We start from the raw sequence: 19,545 nt of genomic DNA on the forward strand, positions 1-19,545 counted from the left end.
GAGTTACAATGAAAGCTTTTATTTTTGATTTAGACGGTGTGATCACCGATAGTGCCGAATATCATTATTTGGCTTGGAAGGCACTCGGCGAAGACCTCGGCATCCCATTTGACCGTGAGTTCAATGAGACGCTCAAAGGCGTCAGCCGGACCGAATCGCTCGAACGGATCCTTCGCCATGGAGGCCGAGAGAACGATTTTTCACCCGAAGAGAAGGAGCGACTCGCTACGAAAAAGAATGAACATTATGTCTCGCTCATCTCGAAGATTACGAGCGATGATATTCTGCCAGGAGTCGAGGCGTTTTTAAGCGAACTAAAAGAGGCAGGCTATAAGATTGGGATGGCGTCGGCGTCAAAGAACGCTCACATGGTGACACGCCAACTCGGTTTGCTCCATGCGTTTGATCATATCGTCGATGCGGCAACCGTCGTGGACTCGAAACCACATCCAGAAGTGTTCTTGAAAGCAGCCGAAGCGCTAGCTGTCGAGCCGAAGGACTGTGTCGGTGTGGAAGATGCGGTCGCGGGGGTTGAAGCGATCCATGCGGCTGGGATGTTTGCCGTCGGCATCGGAGATCCGGCCGTGTTGACCGAGGCCGATCTCGTTTTCACAGACACGACCGGTCTCACGCTCGACAACGTCTTGACACGGATTTAAAAAAACAAAGCCTCGAGTGGTGATGCTCGAGGCATTTTTGATGAGGAGGAGATCGAATGAAGCGAACATGGTGGAAAGAGGCCGTCGTGTATCAAGTGTACTGGCGTAGTTTCCTCGACACGAACGGGGATGGATACGGTGATTTAGAAGGGGTGCGCCGAAAGTTGCCGTACATCAAAGAACTCGGGGCAGACGTCGTGTGGCTGAACCCATTCTATGTCTCACCGGATAAAGACAACGGCTATGATATCGCCGACTACTACCAAGTCATGAACAAGGCGGGCACGATGAAGGACTTCGAGCTTTTGCTTCAGGAAGCACACGCCATCGGGCTCAAGGTCATTCTAGATCTCGTCGTCAATCATACATCTGATCAGCATGCATGGTTTTTAGAGGCGAAAGCATCGGTCGACTCACCAAAACGAGACTATTACATCTGGCATGACCCTGTAGACGGAAAAGCACCAAACAACTGGCGCTCGTACTTTGCGCCGTCGTGCTGGGAGTATCATGCGGAGAGCGGGCAATATTATTACCATTCATTCGCCGTCGAACAACCGGATTTGAACTGGGAAAACGCGGAGTTGCGACACGAGATTTATAAGATGATGCGCTTTTGGCTCGATCAAGGCATCGATGGGTTCCGGATGGACGTCATCAACTTGCTCGCGAAACGGAAAGATTTGTCGGATGTCGCTAATCCATATGACTTGAGTTACTTGGCGAATAATCCGGGCATCCACGAGTACCTTCAAGAGATGCATGAGGAAGTGTTGCGGCACTATGACTGCATGACAGTTGGTGAAATTCCATTCGTGACGCCAGCAGAAGGAGCACTCTATGTCGACGAGGCTCGCCATGAACTCGATACACTGTTCCATTTCCAAATCGCCGACGAAATGCCGACATGGGATATGTTGCGGTTCAAAGCGATTCAACGCGATTGGTATGAAGGGTTGAAAGGGCGGGGCTGGAACTCGCAGTTCTTGAACAACCACGATCACACGCGGCAAGTAACGCGTTACGGGAATGACGGGGAGCATCGTGTCGCCTCGGCCAAGCTACTTGCCACGCTCACGCATACACTCCCGGGCATGCCGTACATTTATCAAGGGGAAGAGATCGGGATGACCGGCGTCACGTTCGAATCGATTGACGATTACCAAGATATCGCCATGAAGAATCGTTATGTGGAAGAAGTAAGTAAAGGAAGAGAGGCAAAAGAGGTGTTGGCGAGCCTGCAACTGCTCAGCCGTGATAACTCCCGGACACCGATGCAGTGGAACGCCCAGTCCGAATCCGGTTTCACAGACGGCACCCCATGGATGACGGTTAACCCGAACTATGTCGAACTGAACGTCGAGGCGGACTTAGCGCGAGAAGATTCCGTCTTCCGTTACTATCAACAGCTGATTCAACTGCGAAAATCGCATGAGGCACTCGTGTATGGCGACTTTACAGACTTGCTCCCGCAAGACGAGTCGTTGCATCTGTATGAACGTACATTAGGGGACGAACGGTTCGTTATCGTCCTGAATCATTCGGATGATTCCCATGCACTTCCGATTACGACAGAGGGATACGACCTCGTGTTGCATAACCTCATCAATGACACTAATCAACTGTTGCCGCACGAGGCGCGGGTATACATGACAAAGCCCGCTCGATGAAGCGGGCTTTGTTATGTTTTCTTCGGCGAATCACTAAAAGCAAAATATATCCCGACGCCAATCGCGAGCCCGATCAAGTAGTTGTCGAGGGCGATGGCTAACGAGATACCGATTGCGAGTGCGAGCGGAAAAGCGTAGCTGCCGGTCGTCTGTTTGTTGGACATGGAGAATGCCTCCTTTGTCCAATAACTACGGGCGCCGCCTCAAAAAGTTTCAAGCCTTCTTCTTCGTCCCTTGGAACGCGAAGAACATCGCGATGCCGACCCCGAGTCCGAGCCACCAGTTATCGAACAACAGACCGAAGATGAGGACAAAGGCGACGGCGACCGGGAGTGCTAAAAATCCACGTTGACGTTTCACAAAAATCATCCTTTCTGCTTCTCTCTGTTCGACTGTTCCCGGTTTCGAATCATTTCATTCTAAAAGCAAGCGTTTTCATAAAAACGGCTCAACGCCAACGTTTGTCTAAAAGATGAACAGTTATATTTTCATGTGAAATTGTGAGCAAAATCATCTATTCAACAGCCGAGGACCCTGCTATATTAATCATGTGATATATTTCACATGAAGAAATCGTAAATCACTTATATATAGGAGGACCATCCCATGGTTACATTTTTCTTAGCGTTAGGACTGTTATTGCTCGGTTATATCATCTACGGCCGTTACGTCGAGAAGACGTTCGGTATCAAAGAAGAGCGGACGACGCCCGCCTATGCGTCACAGGACGGCGTCGACTACGTGCCGATGGGGACGAAGCGAAACTCGATGATTCAGCTGTTGAACATCGCCGGTGTCGGTCCGATCTTCGGTCCGATCATGGGTGCCTTGTATGGCCCTGTCGCGTTCCTTTGGATCGTGCTCGGTTCGATTTTCGCCGGCGCGGTGCATGACTATTTGACCGGGATGATCTCGCTTCGCAACAACGGGGCGCACTTGCCGCAGCTCGCCGAGAAGTTCCTCGGCCGGTCGCTCCGCCACGTCGTCAACGGCTTCGCGTTGCTCTTGCTGCTCTTAGTTGGGACCGTGTTCGTCACGTCACCGGCCAATATGATCAACAACTTGTTCGACGGCACCGGCTCGACGCTCGCCATCGTCACGTTCGGCATCTTTGCCTACTACATCTTGGCGACACTGCTCCCGGTCGATAAAATCATCGGCCGCATCTACCCGTTCTTCGGGGCGCTTCTGTTGTTGAGCGCCGTCGGCATCGCCGTCAGTCTATTCACGCAAGGCTATCAAATCCCGGAGATGACGTTGACGAACATGCATCCGGACGGCTTGCCGCTCTGGCCGCTCATCTTCTTCACGATCTCGTGCGGGGCACTGTCAGGCTTCCATGCTACGCAGTCACCGATCATCTCGCGGACGACGATGAAAGAGAGCAACGGTCGCAGTATTTTTTACGGCATGATGATCGTCGAAGCGGTCATCGCCATGATCTGGGCGGCTGCCGCCATGGCCATCTTCGAACCGGGTGAACTGCTCGCCATGATCAATGCCGGTACGCCGGCGCTCGTCGTCCAAGAAGTGGCGACGCTCATGCTCGGTAGCATCGGCGGCACGCTCGCCATCCTCGGCGTCATCGTCTTGCCGATCACGTCGGGCGACACGGCGTTCCGGAGTGCCCGCATGATCATCGCCGACTACTTGAACATCGTCCAGAAGAAGTTCACGTCACGGTTGTGGATCGCGCTCCCGCTCTTCGTCCTGTCGTTCATCTTGACGAAAGTCGACTTCCGTCTGTTGTGGCAATACTTCAACTGGGCCAACCAGACGACGGCGGTCATCGCTTTGTTCGTCGGTGCGACGTACTTGTATATCAAAGGACGGAACTACTGGATCGCCTTGTTGCCCGGGACGTTCATGTTGTATGTCGTCTGGTTCTACATTTTGACGGCTCCGATCGGCTTCAAGATGGACGGGGTGCTCCCGTATATTTTGGCCACAATCGGCACGGTCACACTGTTCGGCTTGTTCTTCCGCCACGCGAAAGCGATGCGCGAACAAGGGCTCGAGTGCGACATGTCAAGCGATCAAGCAGCATGACGAAAGGGTTTGGCCTCGGCCAAACCCTTTTTAGTCGGTTGTCTCTTGTTCCGTGAGTAGCGTCGTACTCGTTGTGCTGTGGGAATACAGATAGAGGGAGAACGTCGTCCCTTCTCCGTACACCGAGTCGGCGTGAATGCCCCAACCGTGTGCCTCGGCGATCCGTTTGCAGATGCGGAGACCGAGCCCGGTCCCTTTGATCGGACGGTGGGCGTCCGAGTCGACTCGGTAGTATTCGTCGAACACGTACGGGATGGCGTCGCTCGGGATGCCGATACCCGTATCCCGAACCGACAGGACGTACGTGTCGCCCTCGGTCGTCATCTCGACATAGACCGTGCCGCCGTCCGGAGAGTACTTGATGGCGTTGCCAATCAAGTTGTGAAGCAACTGCAACAGTTTTTCCTCGTCGGCCTCGATCGTCACGTCGTCGGCTGACAAGATGACGTCGTGCTGGGGAGACGTCGCCTTGTAGTGGGCGACGACGTCCTCGAGCACCGGTCGCAAGGCGAACGTCGACATCGATAACAGCTCTTCGGAATAGTTCACCCGCTGATAGTCGAGGAAGTTGTCGACGAGTCGCTCGAGCCGTTCGGCTTCTCGTTTGACGAGCGTCAACATCCCATGCGTCTTGTCGTTATCGCTATGCTGGTACATGAGCAGTTCGGCATAGCCGTTAATGGCTGTGAGCGGCGAGCGGAACTCGTGGGACAGCTCGGCGAGGAAAGCATCCTTCTGCTCCTCGAACCGAATGGCGTCGGTGACGTCCCGCCACATGATGAACACGCCACGCGGGGTGTGCGTGAAGTTCGAAATGAGTTGCATCGTCCGCTCGCCGATCCGGAGCGACTTCGCCTCCATGCTTGGGCAGCAGCCGAACCGGTTCGTCAACAGCTCGTCCCAAAACAACGTCACATCGGTCATGTCGGCCCCGTTCCGCTCGAACGTCTCATAAAAGAAACGGGTCATATCGTCCATGCTTGGAAAGCGACGGGTCTCCATCGATGGACAGATGACGCGGAGCTGTTCATTCGAATACAGATGGTTCCGTGTGAAGTCGATATAGCAGACGGCGTCCTGCACCTCTTCGACGAGCGAGGCGATCGGGAAGGCGTGAGGGGAGCGGGCGCGCTTCGTCACGACGGATCGACTGCTCGCGGACCGTCCATGATTTCGCCGTGCCGGATAAAATGACTTTCGATTCATGAGAGAACCTCCTTTCCATCAAAGGTTATATTATGAAAGTAAGTAAGTGCGTAGCATTCCCATTCATTATACGATATTCCGGCTTAATTCCCTATACCACCCATGGGCCTAGCTAAAAACCGGTCATGATCGGGACACTTGGACGATTCGGTCTCGATTCTAGGAAAAAACGCCTCCCTCGAGGATGCGAGGAAGGCGTCAGGCTTAGAAGAACGTGTATGGGTTGACGCTATTGGCAGCCGTTGAGCTGCTATAGACGTATTTGTTTTTATGGACCTCGAAGTGGAGATGGTTCCCGAACGAGTTGCCGGTGTTGCCGACCGTACCGATTTTCCCACCCTTGGCGACCTTCTGTCCTTTGACGACGTTCAAGCGGTCCAAGTGGGCGTAGACGGTCGTATAGGCTTGACCGTTGATCGTGTGTGAAACCATGACGTGGTTGCCGTAGGCGCCGTAGTTCCGGGCGACGATGACTTGGCCGTATGCTGCCGACTGAACCGTCGTGCCTTTGGCGGCCGCCAAATCGATGCCGTTATGGAACGTGTAGCCATATTTTCCGCTCGCCGGGCCGTACCCTTGCGTCAACGTACCTTTTGTCGGCATGAGGAGCTTGCCCGCTGTCGCCGTTTGGAGTGATGTGCTGCTATATTTTTTTACATATGTACTCGAGACGTATTTTGTACTGCCGTTATAATTGATTTTCGTCCATGAACCGGTCGCGCCGAGATAGGTGAACGTTTGGCCGAGTTTGGCACTGCCGACTTTTTGGTAAGACGTCGATGGGCCGCTCCGCACGTTCAGGACATTCGTCGTGACTTTGACTTTATACGATGTAGCTGCCTCTACCGGTGTCGAAGCGGGAAGTGTCAAGCCGGAAACAAGAAGGGCGCCTAATGTAATCGTCATCAGTTGTTTTTTCATAGTATGGTAAATCCTTTCAATTATGTAACAATGCGACAGAACAATGATAATTACCTTACAAAAAAATTTTACCATCAAAAAATAGATTCTAATATGTCATTTATATTTCAAAAAAGTATAATCGTTATGAAAACGACAGTGTAGTGGGAAAAGTCGAGTTGTACCAACGTAATTGAGACATACAACGTTTTGTTGGTAAAAGAATATATGCCTAATATTCAAAAAAACTCCGATTTCTCATAGTTTAGCTTTTGAAAAACAGGGTAATTTTAATTAGTTTGGCCTAAATAAAAAAGACCGATGAGAATCAGCCGCTTTTGTCAGTCCTTTCCTTGAAGTGCTTCCTCTATACATAAGAAAAACCGAGGCATGCGCCCCGGTTTAGCGTGTCTGCCCTTACGGAGAAGGCGTGATCACGTTCAGATGAATATTTCGATTATGGTGCCGACAGTTCTTCCTCGGTGACCCATTTATGATTGGTCACTTCTTCACCTGATTCTAACGTGAAGTCGACCATATAGACGGTCGTCTTTTCAGCCGAATCGACGGTTGCCGTCGTGCCGCCCATTCCTTCCATATGTTCAGCCTCGACATCGATCTCATCGCCGACCTCATATGGTTCGGTCGTGGCGTTTTTGACTTCTTCATGGATAATCCATTTATGGTCTTCGATACGTTCACCCCCATGCGTCGGATCATACGAGATGCTGTATACGACCGTGTCGTAAGCACCGACAATCGTCGCTTCGGCTCCTTCCATACCTGGCATATGGGCTTCTGTGATGATGGCCGTGTCACCGACCGCGAACGTCGGGTTCTCCGCTGACTTCAAGCCTTCGGGGACGTCACCAGACCCGGACATATCCATTCCTGAATGGTCGTTTCCGTCCATCGTCTCTTCCATCTGGTCATTCATGTTCGTGTCATTGTTCGTCGTTTCATCTTCGCCGCAAGCAACGAGCAAACCGCTCAGTGAGAGTGCCATCGTCATCATTCCAAGTTTTTTGTTTATCTTCATTCCTATTCCCTCCAATTAACGTGTGATTAGTTTACTTTCAACTGTCCCATCATCCCGTTTTCTTCATGTTCCAGGATGTGGCAGTGATACATGAACGTCCCTGTCTCCCGAAACGTCATTTCAATTTTTACTTTTTCGCCCGGTGCGACAGCGACCGTATCTTTCCAACCGCGTTCGTTGTCAGGCGGGGGTTGGCCGTCCCGTTCAAGTATCCGGAATTGGACGCCGTGGACGTGGAACGGGTGGGTCATCCCGCCCATCATGTCTTCTCGATTATAAATTTCCCATATCTCGGTCGAACCTTGTTGGACATTGATGTCGATTCGATCGGGATCGAATTGTTTGCCGTCAATCGACACCATGTTGCCCATCCCGAACAACGTGAGGCGTCGGTCGGCAACGCTTGATTCGTTAGACGCAGACGTTCCGTCAAAGGCATCGCTCCATTCGCCGTCTTGATCGACCTCGTCACGCACCGTGAACGTCGTGAACGGAATCCCATCCGCTTGAAGAGCGAGATCGTCTCCGAGCGACAAGTCTGAGAAGTCGATTAATATCTCGGCACGTTCGCTAGGTGTGAGCGTCAACGTTTTGAGTGGTACGGGTTTGTCGAGCAACCCGCCGTCGGTCGCGATTTGAGTGAATGACGATCCGTTCGATAATGAGAAGTCGATGTTCCGAGCGTTAGAGCCGTTAACGAGACGGACGCGTAACGTGTTCGTGGTCACGTCGAACGTCGTATTGATGGCACCGTTCGCAATCAACGTATCGCCGACCGTCCCATCGACGTTCATCTGGCGATCGTAATCGAGTTGTCCGTCGTCTGTGAAGAGACGGTCTTGGACGATGAGCGGAATGTCATCGACACCGTACTCGTTTGGCAACCCGTTCTCCGCTTGGTCCGTTACGTACAAGAGTCCGGCCAGACCAAGGTATACTTGTTCGGCCGTTGCGCCCATCGGATGCGGATGGAACCAAAGCGTGCCCGGTTCTTGGTCAATCTCGAGACGAACTTGTTTTTGCTCACCGGGGCCAATCAGTTGGTGCGGTCCGCCGTCTTCTTCTCCAGGGATGACGAGACCGTGCCAATGGAAAGAGGTCGGTTCGGCGAGCTGATTGATCGTGTCGATATACACGGTCTTCCCAGCTGGCAACTCAATCATTGGGCCGAGTAAAGTCCCGTTATAGCCAAGCGTCTCGGTGTTGACGCCTTCGTCGAAGAAGCGATGCTCGCCACGTTCAGTGCGGACCGTATAATAAAGCGCCTCGTCTGTGACGCGGTCAGGTTGTAGCCGTTTCGGAATCGGAAGCGGTTGAGCTGGTTCGTCGGAGGTGATGAGGTCAATCGTGTTCCCACGTCCCATCCCACCATTGCCGTGCATCATGCCGCCATTGTCCCGATCTCCCATGAATGATCCGTTTCCCATCATCCAGCCTCCAGGAGCGAACGTGAACAACAGGAGGAGCAGTCCAATCACGATACTTACGATAACCATCCCGATAATCCATTTCATGACGCGGTTCATAAGGCATCATCCTTTCTAGTTAAAGCGAGAACCTATTTAGTTATACCAACAACTTATGAAATTTTTGTTAAACGGGAAATTTAGTTTTTATATACTGCATAGGGGTATATGGTATACATAGGAGGTGGTCAACGTGGAACATTCACACCACGCGTCATCTCATCATGAACACGGAGAAGCGCATGACTCGCACGCCGGCGGACATGAAGGGATGATTGAAGAGTATAAGCGTCGATTTTTCGTCTCGTTAGGACTGACGATTCCAATCCTCATCTTGTCGGACATGATTCAAGAGTGGGCCGGTTTCGAACTTACGTTTACTTATGAAAAGCAGACGCTATTCGTGTTGGCGACGATCGTGTACGTCTATGGAGGGTGGCCGTTTTTGAAAGGGAGCATCGACGAATTGCGTCAACGAAACCCGGGGATGATGATGCTGATTGGACTGGCCATCAGCGTCGCGTACTTCTATAGTGTCGCTATCGTGTTCGGGTATGGGCATGGACATGACTTCTTTTGGGAGTTGGCGACGTTGATCGTGATCATGTTGCTCGGGCATTGGATTGAGATGCGCTCCATCATGGGTGCCTCGAACGCGTTGCAACAGCTCGTTCGTCTATTACCGAGTGTGGCGCACCGCATCAACGGGAGTGATATCGAAGACGTTCCCGTCTCGGCGCTCGCTGCGGGGGATTTGATTCTCGTCAAACCGGGCGAGCAGATCCCTGTCGACGGGGAACTGCTGAAAGGGCGGACGACGGTCGATGAGTCGATGTTGACCGGGGAGTCGATGCCCGTTGAGAAAGAAACGGGAGATGTCGTCATCGCCGGGTCAATCAACCAAGAAGGAAGTATGACGATTTCAACGACGAGCACGGGAGAGAGCACATACTTGTCGAAAGTCATCGACTTGGTCAAAGAAGCACAGGAGTCCAAATCGAAAACGCAAAATCTGGCCAATCGGGCCGCCAAGCTTTTGTTCTATGTCGCCGTCGGGGCGGGGGTGCTGACGTTCGTCATTTGGCTCGCTCTCGGCTACTCGGTCAGTATGGCCGTCGAGCGAATGGTCACCGTCATGGTCATCTCATGTCCGCATGCGCTCGGCCTTGCGTCCCCGCTTGTCGTGGCGGTCTCGACGTCGCTATCCGCGAAACGAGGGCTGTTGATTCGGAACCGGACCCAGTTCGAGGAGGCACGTCATCTCGATGCGGTCATCTTCGATAAGACGGGCACACTGACGCAAGGTGATTTTGGGGTGACGGACATTGAAGCCGCATCCTCGTATACGAACGATGAAGTGTTGCGTCTGGCTGCCGCCGTCGAGACGGCCTCGCAACATCCGCTCGCACGAGGGATTCTTCGTGAAGCGGAAGAGCGAGGTTTGACGTTACCTGAGGTCGTCGATTTCGCCTCCATCACGGGCGTCGGTCTAGAAGGTCGCGTGAATGGGGCACACGTTCAAGTCGTCAGTCCTCGTTTTATTCGCGAGCACGAGCTATCGATCGATGAAACGGCATTTGATCAGTTATCGGCCGCCGGGAAGACCGTCGTCTTCACGATTCGCGACGGGGAATTGGTCGGCATGATCGCCTTGGCGGACATGGTTCGCGATGAGGCGAAAGAGACGGTCCGAGCGTTGAGAGAGCGCGGTGTCCGCTCGATTATGCTCACCGGGGATAACCGGAAAGTGGCGAACTGGGTCGCCTCGCAACTTCACATCGATGAAGTGTACGCAGAAGTGCTACCGGATGATAAATCACGGCAAGTCCAAACCGTCCAAGCCGATGGCAGCAAAGTGGCGATGGTCGGGGACGGCATCAACGACGCACCGGCCTTGGCCCAAGCGGATGTCGGGATCGCCATCGGGAGCGGGACCGACGTCGCTGTCGAGACGGCCGATATCGTCCTTGTCCGGAGCAACCCGAAAGACGTGCTATCGATTCTCGACTTGTCTCGCAACACGTACAACAAGATGATTCAGAATCTGTGGTGGGCCGCCGGCTATAACATCGTCGCCATCCCGCTCGCAGCGGGCGTGTTGGCACCGCTCGGCCTCATCTTGTCACCGGCCGTCGGTGCGGTGCTCATGAGCCTCAGTACGGTCATCGTCGCGCTCAATGCCCGGAAGCTCAAGTTTTAACAATTCTTTCATCTTTAGTCTCTATAATGAGTAGGATGCTAAAGATGGAGGGAACTAGAATGAAACGAAAGCTATTCGTACCGATGTTCGTGACGACCGTATTACTTGCCTCGTGCGGTGCGGATCCGACAGAGGATCAGACCACTGCACCGGTTGTTGAGAAAGAGAAATCGACAACGGAACAGACGACAGACCGCTGGGAAGCGACAGCAGCAGGCACCGAAGTCTCCCATATTCACGGTGCCGGTTTTTGGCAAGACGGACGCCCGGTCATCGCGACGCATACGGGACTGATGGAATTCAGGGAAGACGGCTGGTACGAGTTGTCGTCGAACCGGCATGACTATATGGGCTTTGAGCTCGTCGCGGACGGCTTTTACGCGAGCGGTCACCCGGCGCAGGATTCGCCGTATAAGAATCCGCTCGGCGTCGTCCGTGGAACCGAGAAAGGCGAGACGCTCGAAATTCGTTCGCTAGAGGGCGAGGCCGATTTTCACTATATGAGTGCGGGCTTCGAATCCGAGAGCCTTTACGTGTATTTAGAACAAGCGACAAAAGAGCTCGCGCCAGGTTTTTATCGTTCGCTCGACGGCGGTGTCTCGTTTGAGCCGATGAAGATGGACGGGATCGAAGGTCGTGGCATCGCCGGTATCACGGCCGATGCGAGCGAAGCGAAACGTGTCTTCGTCTATGGACCGGATGGCATCCTCGTTTCAGACGACGGGGGAGATACGTTCGAACCGTTCAATGATCAAGGGAATATCGTCACCATGGCCACGGCAAAAGGACGACTGGCGTACATCACTGAACAGGACGCTTCGTTTGAATTGGTCGTCTCTGATTTGACCGACGAGACGGAGACGTCCGTCGACTTGCCGTCGATGAACGGTGACAACGTCCCGATTGAACTCGTGATGGAAGCAGAACGATTGTTGCTAGCGACATCGGATAACAGTGTGTACGTCTTTGAAGACGAGGAATGGACGCAACTGTTGCAAGCAGGGAAAGTGAAATGAAAAAAATCCGGCGCCTGAGCTCAGGTGCCGGATTTTTTTAGTGGGGCGGAAGAGTGATGGTGAACATCGTCCCAGATGAATCAGAGGCGACGGTCAACGTACCATCATGCAACCGGATGATTTGATGGGCGATGGCAAGCCCGAGTCCACTGCCACCCGTACGACGGGAACGTGATTTTTCGACCCGGTACAGGCGATCGAAGATGTGAGGCAGATCTTCTTGAGGGATACCTTTCCCATCGTCTTGAATCGTGAAGTGAAGTGCTTCATCCGTAAGTTGCATATCGAATCGGACGTGGCGTGCCTCGCTATGTTGAATCGCGTTGTGGGCGATGGAGCGGAACACTTGTAAGATGCGATGTCGATCTAACTGTAAGACGACGTCCTTGGAGGAGCAATCGGTGCTACTAGCAAACGCGATCGGTGTCACTCGGAACATCGTGGTGAGCACGCGTTGCAAATCGTCGCAGAGCGCATCGACGGCCACGGGTTCGCGATGCAACGTGAACGTGTTCTCGTCCAACTGGGCGAGCTGGAACGCGTTCTCGACGAGCTCGGTCAACGCTTGGCTCTCTTCGAGAATCGTCTGAATCGACTGTTCTTTTAACGACTCTGGCGTCTGCGGTTTGGATGCGATTTCGGCATATCCTTGCAGATACGTGAGCGGCGTTTTAATCTCGTGGGCGAGGTCCGACAAGAACTGATTTCGTTCTTTCCGGAGACGATCCAGTTCAAGCGACATCGCTTCAATTGAACGGGCCAACTCGCCGATCTCATCTTCTCGAGACGTCGGCAGGGTCAACGTTTCGGGATTCGTCAAGACATCCTCGGTCGCTCGGCGCAACAGCTGAATCGGGTTTGAAATCAACCGGCTCAGCAAGACGAACGTCATGATGGTGATGACGAGGGCGATGCCGGTGATATAAAGAAACCGGAGTTGGAGCCGATGGCTGATGCCATGAATGATCTCGGTCGGTAGAAACATATACACATACCCGTAACGGGTGGCATTTTCCATCGCATCAATCGGGGTCCGTACTGCGAGATACGGTTCGTTCTCCCAATCGTCTTCGAGGATGGTCGTCACATCGGCATCCCCTCGGTCCGCTTCCGTTTGGACGAGCACCGAGAGCGGGTCGGGGAAGCGGTTGGATGTCTGTAGAATCGAGTGGTCGGGAGCGGTGATGGCGACTTTCGTATCGGTCTCGCTCTCCATCGTCGCGACGTGGCCAATCGTCTCTTCATCAAAACTCATCGCCAGTACGCTCGCATGGCTTTCCGCTCTCGATTCGAGCCGGTCGATTTCTTCGACAACACGTTCACCGAGGAGCGTATGGTAGAGCAATAAGAACAAGACACCTTCAATCAATAACGTCGTCAATAAAAAAATCAGACTGATTCGGAACGGGAGGCTATTGCGTCGGAATGTCATGAGTCCGACCGCTCCTCGGTCCAGCGATAGCCGCGTCCCCACACCGTCTTCAAATAATCGTCAATCGGGAAGCCGGCCTCGCCGAGTTTGTCGCGAATCATACGGATATGGGCGTCGACCGTGCGCGGGTCCGATTCGGACGAATAAGGCCATACCAAGTCATATAAATCCATCCGGTTGTACAACCGGTTCGGATGTTGCAGAAACAACTTTAAGATGGCCGTCGCTTTCGGCGTCATGACGACTTCTTGTTCTTGATACAGGATGCGTCCGCTCGCTTCTTCATAGCGCAATTGTCCATAATTCACATTCGTGACGCGGCTCCGTCGTAACACTGCGCGAATCCGGGCCAACAACACGTTGCCTTCGAACGGTTTCGTGACATAGTCGTCAGCCCCGGCGTCCAATCCGCGGATCGTCGTCTCGCTATCCGAGCGGGCCGTCAATAAGACGACAGGTAGTTCGGCGTCGAGTGCTTTGATTTGGCGACACAACGTGATCCCGTCGACACCGGGCATCATGATATCCAACATGACCAAGTCCGGACGTTCAGATAGCAGCTCCATGGCTTCTCGTCCGTCCGCGGCCTCGATGCAAGTGTAGCCGTCCCCTTCGAGGAATAAGCGAAGGAGCCGTCTCATTTTTACTTCGTCATCGACAATCAAGATGTTCATCTGTTGTCCTCCTTTTGTTTTCGTCCATCGTTCCTACCAATTTCGAGAGTCGTGCTACGTTCTCCTTGTAAAGAACTGTCGGACAAGCTCCGATTCGTCGAACGGCACGAGGAGGTCTTCGATGCGCTCGACGTGGTCATGTCCTTTCCCGAACAGGACCCCACAGTCATAGTCTACCATCCGCTCACAGAAGAAACGGATGGCTTCTTCGCGCTTGTCGAAATGGGCGAGTTCGGCAGACTGTCCATCCGCTAAATCGTCGAGGATTTGCTGGGGATTTTCATGGCGCGGGTCATGGACGGTCAAGATGAAGTCGGCGCCTGAAACAGCGACCACGTCGGTCATCATCCGACGTTTCATCCGGTCTCGCTCACCGGCGGCGCTGAGTAACACGAGCACACGAGAATGACGGGCCGTTAGCGATGTCACGACTTTTTCAATGGCATCCGGAGTATGTCCGTAGTCGATATAGACGGGTGTCGTGATGCCCGACACTTTCTCGAGTCGCCCGCTCGGCAAGCTCAAGTTCGAGAGGTGAGGGACAATCTCTTTTAAAGAGACACCCGTTTGAAGGACGATACTGATCGCACATAACGTGTTGTCGAGGTTATAGTCTTCTAGGAACGGGGGCGCAGACAACGCCGTCTCTCCGTCCATACGAACGATAAAACGGTCAGCTTCCGTCTGACCGGTTAAATCGGCTACAGACGAATGACGGCTGAACCTGAACCGCCTCGCGTGAGGTGGTGCGACGGACCGCATGAGCTCATGATACGGGTCGTCACCATTGACGATGCCGCAACCCACATCCGATAATTGCGCGAACAATTGGGCTTTCGTGTACGCATACGTCTCCATCGTGCCGTGGTAATCCAAATGGTCGTGCGACAGATTGAGAAACGAGGTCGTCTCGAATGACAAGTTCGCGATACGTCTCTCCGCGATGGATTGGGAAGATACCTCGATCAGACAATCCGTCACGCCGGCCTCGATCATGGTGTGGAGGTGGCGGTGGATGGTTAGCGAATCGGGTGTCGTGTTCGGTGTCTCGAACGTCTGACCGGAATAGGTGATACCGAGTGTGCCAATCAAGCCGGCGGATATGCCGAGTTGGTCGAACAGTTGATGTGCCAGGGCGGTCGTCGTCGTTTTTCCGTTCATCCCGGTGACGCCATGAAGACGGAGTCGCGTCGATGGATGGTCATAGAACGCACTGGCGAGTTCAGCTAATGCATGTTTCGTATCTTTACAGTAGATGACAGGCACCCGGGCCTCGATCGGACGTTCGGCGATGATGGCCACGGCCCCGTTGTGGATTGCCTCGTTCACGTAGTCATGACCGTCACGTCGATACCCTGATATACAGACGAATAAAAAATTTTGTTTAATTTCTTTGGAGGAGAAGGAAATGCCTTCAATCATCGTTTCGGCAGGATTGTCTAAATACGTCCATGTCACAAGCTGTTTCAGCTCTGTCAACAGGTCTTGCAGGTTTTTTAACACGTCTTGATGTCTCCTTTGTCGGCAAAGTCCATTTTGACAGTATAGCCCCTGTTTGTGAAAAAGAAGTGAAATGGTAGGAACGCTCGCTCGACTAGATGAATCATGGGGTTTTAACGAAAAAAGAATAGGCAAAGGAATACGTAGAAGCAAATAAATAGAAAGGCAGGAGAGAACAATGAAACCTTATGCGAAATTCGGAGTGATGATTCTTGTGTCGACGTTCCTCATGTACTGGCTCATGTATTTGAACGTGTTCCAACTCGACCACATCTTCTTCAGTCAGACGCGTCTGTACATGGCGCTCATCATGGGCTCGGTCATGGCGTTCGTCATGTTGCTGTTCATGTGGGGCATGTACAAGAACAAGAAGTTGAACGCCGTCATCTTAGGCGTGAGCGCGCTCGTCTTCGGCTTGTCGTTATGGCTCGTCCGGAGCCAGACGACGGTCGATGACGTCAGTTGGATGCGAGCGATGATTCCGCACCACTCCATCGCCATTTTGACGAGCGAACGAGCGGAAATCGAAGACCCGCGCGTGAAACAGTTGTCAGAAGAGATCATCAAAGCGCAAGAACGAGAAATCGCCGAGATGAAGCGATTGATCGAAGAGCTAGAACAAGAAGAAGAGGAAGCGAAGGCGGCTGAAGAAGCCGAAGCGCAAACAACAGCGGCCGAATGATCGGCCGCTTTTGTCATGTGTCGGTAGGGAGTTGTGTCTCAATCAAGTCGACGGCAATCGTCAACGCCTGAATGCGACGTTTGGCGAGCGTCAGTTGCGCCTTGTAACGGGCGGGTTCGTCTTTTGCTTCGAGCGTTTTTACCGTCTCGTTCAGTTTGTGGAGGATTGAATCGATTTGACGTTTCGCTTCGGTTAATTCAAGTGTGGAATATTCCATGAGTCTTCCTAAAGCATTTTCCTCCAGTATACATAAGAAAAAAACCGAGGCGAGCGCCTCGGTTTAGTTTGTTGGCTAGACGACCGGTTCATCTACATTCGAGATGTGATTCACCTGAGAGGTTAGCGCGTCTCCTTAGCGATTCGCTCAAGGTGGTCTCGTCTGTCCATAATTAGTGCTCTTGAAAACGGATCGCTTTGTTCCAGTCCCGATTCCTCACTTTTTAGGCTTTTGGAATTGATTCAGAACGCCTTTGACTTTGTCCGCTAAAGAGTCGGAATGGCCGTCGTTGCGTTGATGAGTCGATTTGTCATCATTCATTTTCCCGGTTATTTCTTTCGCCTTGGCTGCAACGTGGTCAATGATGTGGTCATACTTACCGTTTTGTTTGTGATCAGACATAAGTCTAATTCCTCCTCGTAACAGGTCTTTAGTAAAGGGTTAACCAATTTTCAAGAAGGATAAACTTTCAAGGTCGAAAGAACTTATTTTCACATATTGTTAGCTCGGAAAAAATCAAAGTGATATTGATCATAACGCACCGACGACCGCATGCGGCACGTACGGTTCTTCGAGTGAAGCAATCTCGTCCGCCGTTAGCGTGACGGTCAATGCACCGACGGCTTCGTCCAAATGATGTGCCTTCGTGGCGCCGATGATTGGAGACGTGACCGTGTCTTTTTGAAGGAGCCAGGCGAGGGCGACTTGGGTACGAGTGATCCCCCGCGTCTCAGCGATGGCGGCGACCCGCTCGATGATGAGCCGGTCGGCGTCCATCGTCGCGTCATACTTCGAACGTTGAATCACGTCCGTCTCGGAGCGGTGGGTCACGGTCGATAGGTCGCGGGTCAGACGTCCTGAGGCGAGCGGACTGTACGGTGTGACCCCAATTTTCTCTTCCCGACAAAGCGGCAACATTTCACGTTCTTCTTCCCGATAAATCAAGTTCAAGTGATTTTGCATCGACACGAACCGGGTCCAGTTGTTCCGTTCCGCCACGTGGAGCGCTTTTTGGAACTGCCAGGCGTACATCGCCGATGCACCGATATAGCGGGCCTTCCCGGATTTGACGACGTCATGGAGCGCCTCCATCGTCTCTTCGATCGGTGTGTCATAGTCCCAGCGGTGGATGATATACAGATCGACGTAATCGGTGCCGAGCCGTTTCAGGCTATGGTCGATTTCCGACAGAATCGCCTTCCTCGACAAGCCGCCGCCGTTCGGACCGTCGTGCATTCGACCGTGAACTTTTGTTGCGAGTACGATCTCGTCCCGGTTCGCATAATCCCGAAGCGCACGTCCGACGTATTCCTCGCTCGTGCCTTTCGAGTAGATGTTCGCCGTGTCAAAAAAGTTGATACCGAGGTCGAGCGCTTGTTTGATGATTGGGCGAGTCGCCGCCTCATCGAGTACCCAGTCGTGAATCCATCGGTTCGCGTCGCCAAAGCCCATACAACCAAGACAGAGCCTTGAGACATCGAGTCCCGTATTGCCAATTTTTACGTATTCCATGAAAATGCCTCCTTCAAAGTTGATACGTGGAGAGGAATCGTTCGAACTCATCCACGGCGCTGTCGTCGTTGACGGTCAATCGTAATTCGGTATGGGTGCCGATCGGAAGCGCTAGCGCCTCGACAAGTGCCTCCGGCGTCGGTTCGAGTCGGAATGAATCGAGCCGAATCACCACGTTATGGGCAAGTGCGAAATACGCGCAACGGGTGAGCAATGTCGCGAAGCCGCGTTCGACCGTCACGTGATACGTCTTTTCCATGTCGATTCCCCCTCCTTTGCCACCAGTATGACGCGAGATTTGGGGCGAGCGTTAGCGCGTTCATGTCGTGTTTTTGCCTAATCCTCTCAACAGGTTGGATAGGCCTCGTCCAATAAAATGATCTACCGTATACTGAAGGGGAGAATCCAGAGGGAGGGTGAACGACATCGAGACACGACTGCAACTGATTGACGTCATCACACGACACATACCGGGGGACGGGGTGCATCCGACGATTGTCCCGGCGATGACGTTCATCCATGAATCGATGGTGACCGAGCCGATCACTCGCGTCAATGAACCGTCATTTTGCCTAATCCTGCAGGGTGGGAAAGAGATGTTGTTCGGCGACGAGCGGCTCGTCTACGAAGGCGGGCATTACCTCGTCGCCTCGGTCGACTTGCCTGTGACGGGCCAAGTGACGAAAGCGAGCGCAGACGTCCCATACGTGGCGCTGAAACTCGAGTTGACGATTGACGACTTGATCGATGCCGTCGGGCACGTCGAGCTGACCGAACCGCGTGACGTGAGGCGGGGCATGTATATCGCCGATGCCGACGAGGCGTTGTTCGATGTCGCGCTCCGTCTCGCCCGTCTCGTCGACACACCGGATCATGTGGCACTCGCACCGCTCTATAAGCGCGAGCTCCTGTATTGGGTGGCGCAAGGGTCGAACGGGGAGATGCTGCGGCAGTTGGCGTTCGAGGGGAGTCAGGCGTTCCGGATCAAGCGCGTCATCGACCACATCATCGCGAACTTCAACGAGACGATTCGGAGTGAAGAGTTGGCCCGCGTCGCCAATATGAGCGTCTCGACGCTCCACCGTCATTTCAAGGAAGTGACGGCGATGAGCCCGCTCCAATTCCAAAAACAGTTACGGCTCCAAGAGGCGAGACGGCTGTTGCTCATGCAGGCGACGGACGTGGGCGAGGCGGCGTTCCAGGTCGGCTACGAGAGTCAATCGCAGTTCAGCCGCGAGTATGCCCGGTTGTTCGGGCTGTCGCCACGGGCCGACGTGCGGCAACAACGACAGCTTTGACAAAGGAAATGTGCGAGCGGTATGC

20 protein-coding genes are annotated in these 19,545 nt (G+C 53.2%); 7 read left to right on the forward strand and 13 right to left on the reverse strand.

Annotated elements, in window-relative coordinates; genetic code table 11:
- Window positions 1–8 precede the first annotated feature (8 nt).
- Window positions 9–659, forward strand: coding sequence for a beta-phosphoglucomutase (gene pgmB, locus KNP75_RS01725; RefSeq protein ID WP_034779166.1), 651 nt, complete (start codon window positions 9–11; stop codon window positions 657–659).
- 56 nt (window positions 660–715) lie between these two features.
- Window positions 716–2,329, forward strand: coding sequence for an alpha,alpha-phosphotrehalase (locus KNP75_RS01730; protein WP_215189486.1), 1,614 nt, complete (start codon window positions 716–718; stop codon window positions 2,327–2,329).
- 11 nt (window positions 2,330–2,340) lie between these two features.
- On the opposite strand, the gene KNP75_RS01735 is transcribed toward KNP75_RS01730, so the two are convergent.
- Both KNP75_RS01735 and KNP75_RS01740 read right to left on the reverse strand, forming a co-directional pair.
- Window positions 2,341–2,493, reverse strand: a complete 153-nt coding sequence (locus KNP75_RS01735) for a hypothetical protein (protein WP_198662218.1) — start codon at window positions 2,491–2,493, stop codon at window positions 2,341–2,343.
- 49 nt (window positions 2,494–2,542) lie between these two features.
- Window positions 2,543–2,689 (reverse strand): hypothetical protein, encoded by a 147-nt coding sequence (locus KNP75_RS01740; RefSeq protein WP_200881506.1) that lies wholly within the window; start codon window positions 2,687–2,689, stop codon window positions 2,543–2,545.
- A gap of 246 nt (window positions 2,690–2,935) precedes the next feature.
- Here KNP75_RS01740 and KNP75_RS01745 point away from each other — a divergent pair, with 246 nt between their 5' ends.
- Window positions 2,936–4,378, forward strand: a complete 1,443-nt coding sequence (locus KNP75_RS01745; RefSeq protein WP_215189488.1) for a carbon starvation CstA family protein — start codon at window positions 2,936–2,938, stop codon at window positions 4,376–4,378.
- Window positions 4,379–4,408: 30 nt separating this feature from the next.
- Here KNP75_RS01745 and KNP75_RS01750 read toward each other — a convergent pair whose 3' ends face one another.
- From KNP75_RS01750 to KNP75_RS01765, 4 genes are all read right to left on the reverse strand, one after another.
- A complete protein-coding gene (locus KNP75_RS01750; RefSeq protein ID WP_215189490.1) occupies window positions 4,409–5,584 on the reverse strand; it encodes a sensor histidine kinase in 1,176 nt (391 codons plus the stop codon).
- A gap of 204 nt (window positions 5,585–5,788) precedes the next feature.
- Window positions 5,789–6,505 (reverse strand): peptidoglycan DD-metalloendopeptidase family protein, encoded by a 717-nt coding sequence (locus tag KNP75_RS01755; RefSeq protein WP_029594720.1) that lies wholly within the window; start codon window positions 6,503–6,505, stop codon window positions 5,789–5,791.
- Between the two features lie 436 nt (window positions 6,506–6,941).
- On the reverse strand, window positions 6,942–7,523 hold the full coding sequence (locus tag KNP75_RS01760) for a YdhK family protein (RefSeq protein WP_029594721.1): 582 nt from the start codon (window positions 7,521–7,523) through the stop codon (window positions 6,942–6,944).
- Window positions 7,524–7,549: 26 nt separating this feature from the next.
- On the reverse strand, window positions 7,550–9,049 hold the full coding sequence (locus KNP75_RS01765; protein ID WP_084592870.1) for a multicopper oxidase family protein: 1,500 nt from the start codon (window positions 9,047–9,049) through the stop codon (window positions 7,550–7,552).
- Window positions 9,050–9,332: 283 nt separating this feature from the next.
- Between KNP75_RS01765 and KNP75_RS01770 the strand changes: the two genes are divergently transcribed.
- Together KNP75_RS01770 and KNP75_RS01775 are read left to right on the forward strand one after the other, a co-directional pair.
- Window positions 9,333–11,189, forward strand: a complete 1,857-nt coding sequence (locus KNP75_RS01770) for a heavy metal translocating P-type ATPase (RefSeq protein WP_483299393.1) — start codon at window positions 9,333–9,335, stop codon at window positions 11,187–11,189.
- Window positions 11,190–11,248: 59 nt separating this feature from the next.
- Window positions 11,249–12,205, forward strand: coding sequence for a F510_1955 family glycosylhydrolase (locus tag KNP75_RS01775; RefSeq protein WP_215189492.1), 957 nt, complete (start codon window positions 11,249–11,251; stop codon window positions 12,203–12,205).
- Window positions 12,206–12,242: 37 nt separating this feature from the next.
- Here KNP75_RS01775 and KNP75_RS01780 read toward each other — a convergent pair whose 3' ends face one another.
- The 3 genes from KNP75_RS01780 to KNP75_RS01790 are packed head-to-tail and all read right to left on the reverse strand — an operon-like array spanning window position 12,243 to window position 15,814.
- Complete coding sequence (locus tag KNP75_RS01780) at window positions 12,243–13,637, reverse strand: sensor histidine kinase (RefSeq protein WP_215189494.1); 1,395 nt, start codon at window positions 13,635–13,637, stop codon at window positions 12,243–12,245.
- On the reverse strand, window positions 13,634–14,311 hold the full coding sequence (locus tag KNP75_RS01785; protein WP_138858806.1) for a response regulator transcription factor: 678 nt from the start codon (window positions 14,309–14,311) through the stop codon (window positions 13,634–13,636). Before KNP75_RS01785 ends, KNP75_RS01780 begins: the two co-directional genes overlap by 4 nt.
- A 54-nt stretch (window positions 14,312–14,365) precedes the next feature.
- Complete coding sequence (locus KNP75_RS01790) at window positions 14,366–15,814, reverse strand: UDP-N-acetylmuramoyl-L-alanyl-D-glutamate--2,6-diaminopimelate ligase (RefSeq protein WP_215189496.1); 1,449 nt, start codon at window positions 15,812–15,814, stop codon at window positions 14,366–14,368.
- Between the two features lie 175 nt (window positions 15,815–15,989).
- Between KNP75_RS01790 and KNP75_RS01795 the strand changes: the two genes are divergently transcribed.
- On the forward strand, window positions 15,990–16,493 hold the full coding sequence (locus KNP75_RS01795) for a DUF305 domain-containing protein (RefSeq protein ID WP_215189498.1): 504 nt from the start codon (window positions 15,990–15,992) through the stop codon (window positions 16,491–16,493).
- A 13-nt stretch (window positions 16,494–16,506) separates the two neighbouring features.
- Here KNP75_RS01795 and KNP75_RS01800 read toward each other — a convergent pair whose 3' ends face one another.
- The 4 genes from KNP75_RS01800 to KNP75_RS01815 all read right to left on the reverse strand — a co-directional run bounded on the left by KNP75_RS01800 (window position 16,507) and on the right by KNP75_RS01815 (window position 18,481).
- A complete protein-coding gene (locus KNP75_RS01800; RefSeq protein WP_215189500.1) occupies window positions 16,507–16,710 on the reverse strand; it encodes a hypothetical protein in 204 nt (67 codons plus the stop codon).
- A 216-nt stretch (window positions 16,711–16,926) separates the two neighbouring features.
- The gene (locus KNP75_RS01805; protein WP_215189502.1) at window positions 16,927–17,112 is read right to left on the reverse strand and encodes a hypothetical protein; all 186 of its coding nucleotides are present in this window, start codon (window positions 17,110–17,112) and stop codon (window positions 16,927–16,929) included.
- A 129-nt stretch (window positions 17,113–17,241) separates the two neighbouring features.
- Window positions 17,242–18,222: an aldo/keto reductase gene (locus tag KNP75_RS01810; protein ID WP_215189505.1), complete on the reverse strand. Its 981-nt coding sequence runs from the start codon at window positions 18,220–18,222 to the stop codon at window positions 17,242–17,244.
- Between the two features lie 13 nt (window positions 18,223–18,235).
- Window positions 18,236–18,481: a hypothetical protein gene (locus KNP75_RS01815; RefSeq protein ID WP_034779144.1), complete on the reverse strand. Its 246-nt coding sequence runs from the start codon at window positions 18,479–18,481 to the stop codon at window positions 18,236–18,238.
- A gap of 157 nt (window positions 18,482–18,638) precedes the next feature.
- Here KNP75_RS01815 and KNP75_RS01820 point away from each other — a divergent pair, with 157 nt between their 5' ends.
- Entirely contained in the window at window positions 18,639–19,520 is an 882-nt protein-coding gene (locus KNP75_RS01820; protein WP_034779142.1) for an AraC family transcriptional regulator, read from the forward strand.
- Window positions 19,521–19,545 lie beyond the last annotated feature (25 nt).

The organism is Exiguobacterium sp. s6 (assembly GCF_018618155.1).
Lineage (GTDB): Bacteria > Bacillota > Bacilli > Exiguobacteriales > Exiguobacteriaceae > Exiguobacterium > Exiguobacterium mexicanum_A.

What these genes read in the sequence shown, in the direction of transcription:
- KNP75_RS01795 (WP_215189498.1), top strand. Translation starts at nt 15,990, where the DNA reads ATGAAACCTTATGCGAAATTCGGAGTGATGATTCTTGTGTCGACGTTC.
- KNP75_RS01805 (WP_215189502.1), bottom strand. Translation starts at nt 17,112, where the DNA reads ATGTCTGATCACAAACAAAACGGTAAGTATGACCACATCATTGACCAC.
- KNP75_RS01760 (WP_029594721.1), bottom strand. Translation starts at nt 7,523, where the DNA reads ATGAAGATAAACAAAAAACTTGGAATGATGACGATGGCACTCTCACTG.
- KNP75_RS01800 (WP_215189500.1), bottom strand. Translation starts at nt 16,710, where the DNA reads ATGGAATATTCCACACTTGAATTAACCGAAGCGAAACGTCAAATCGAT.
- KNP75_RS01785 (WP_138858806.1), bottom strand. Translation starts at nt 14,311, where the DNA reads ATGAACATCTTGATTGTCGATGACGAAGTAAAAATGAGACGGCTCCTT.
- KNP75_RS01750 (WP_215189490.1), bottom strand. Translation starts at nt 5,584, where the DNA reads ATGAATCGAAAGTCATTTTATCCGGCACGGCGAAATCATGGACGGTCC.
- KNP75_RS01815 (WP_034779144.1), bottom strand. Translation starts at nt 18,481, where the DNA reads ATGGAAAAGACGTATCACGTGACGGTCGAACGCGGCTTCGCGACATTG.
- KNP75_RS01745 (WP_215189488.1), top strand. Translation starts at nt 2,936, where the DNA reads ATGGTTACATTTTTCTTAGCGTTAGGACTGTTATTGCTCGGTTATATC.
- KNP75_RS01770 (WP_483299393.1), top strand. Translation starts at nt 9,333, where the DNA reads ATGATTCAAGAGTGGGCCGGTTTCGAACTTACGTTTACTTATGAAAAG.
- KNP75_RS01810 (WP_215189505.1), bottom strand. Translation starts at nt 18,222, where the DNA reads ATGGAATACGTAAAAATTGGCAATACGGGACTCGATGTCTCAAGGCTC.
- KNP75_RS01755 (WP_029594720.1), bottom strand. Translation starts at nt 6,505, where the DNA reads ATGAAAAAACAACTGATGACGATTACATTAGGCGCCCTTCTTGTTTCC.
- KNP75_RS01780 (WP_215189494.1), bottom strand. Translation starts at nt 13,637, where the DNA reads ATGACATTCCGACGCAATAGCCTCCCGTTCCGAATCAGTCTGATTTTT.
- KNP75_RS01730 (WP_215189486.1), top strand. Translation starts at nt 716, where the DNA reads ATGAAGCGAACATGGTGGAAAGAGGCCGTCGTGTATCAAGTGTACTGG.
- KNP75_RS01765 (WP_084592870.1), bottom strand. Translation starts at nt 9,049, where the DNA reads ATGAACCGCGTCATGAAATGGATTATCGGGATGGTTATCGTAAGTATC.
- KNP75_RS01735 (WP_198662218.1), bottom strand. Translation starts at nt 2,493, where the DNA reads ATGTCCAACAAACAGACGACCGGCAGCTACGCTTTTCCGCTCGCACTC.
- pgmB (WP_034779166.1), top strand. Translation starts at nt 9, where the DNA reads ATGAAAGCTTTTATTTTTGATTTAGACGGTGTGATCACCGATAGTGCC.
- KNP75_RS01775 (WP_215189492.1), top strand. Translation starts at nt 11,249, where the DNA reads ATGAAACGAAAGCTATTCGTACCGATGTTCGTGACGACCGTATTACTT.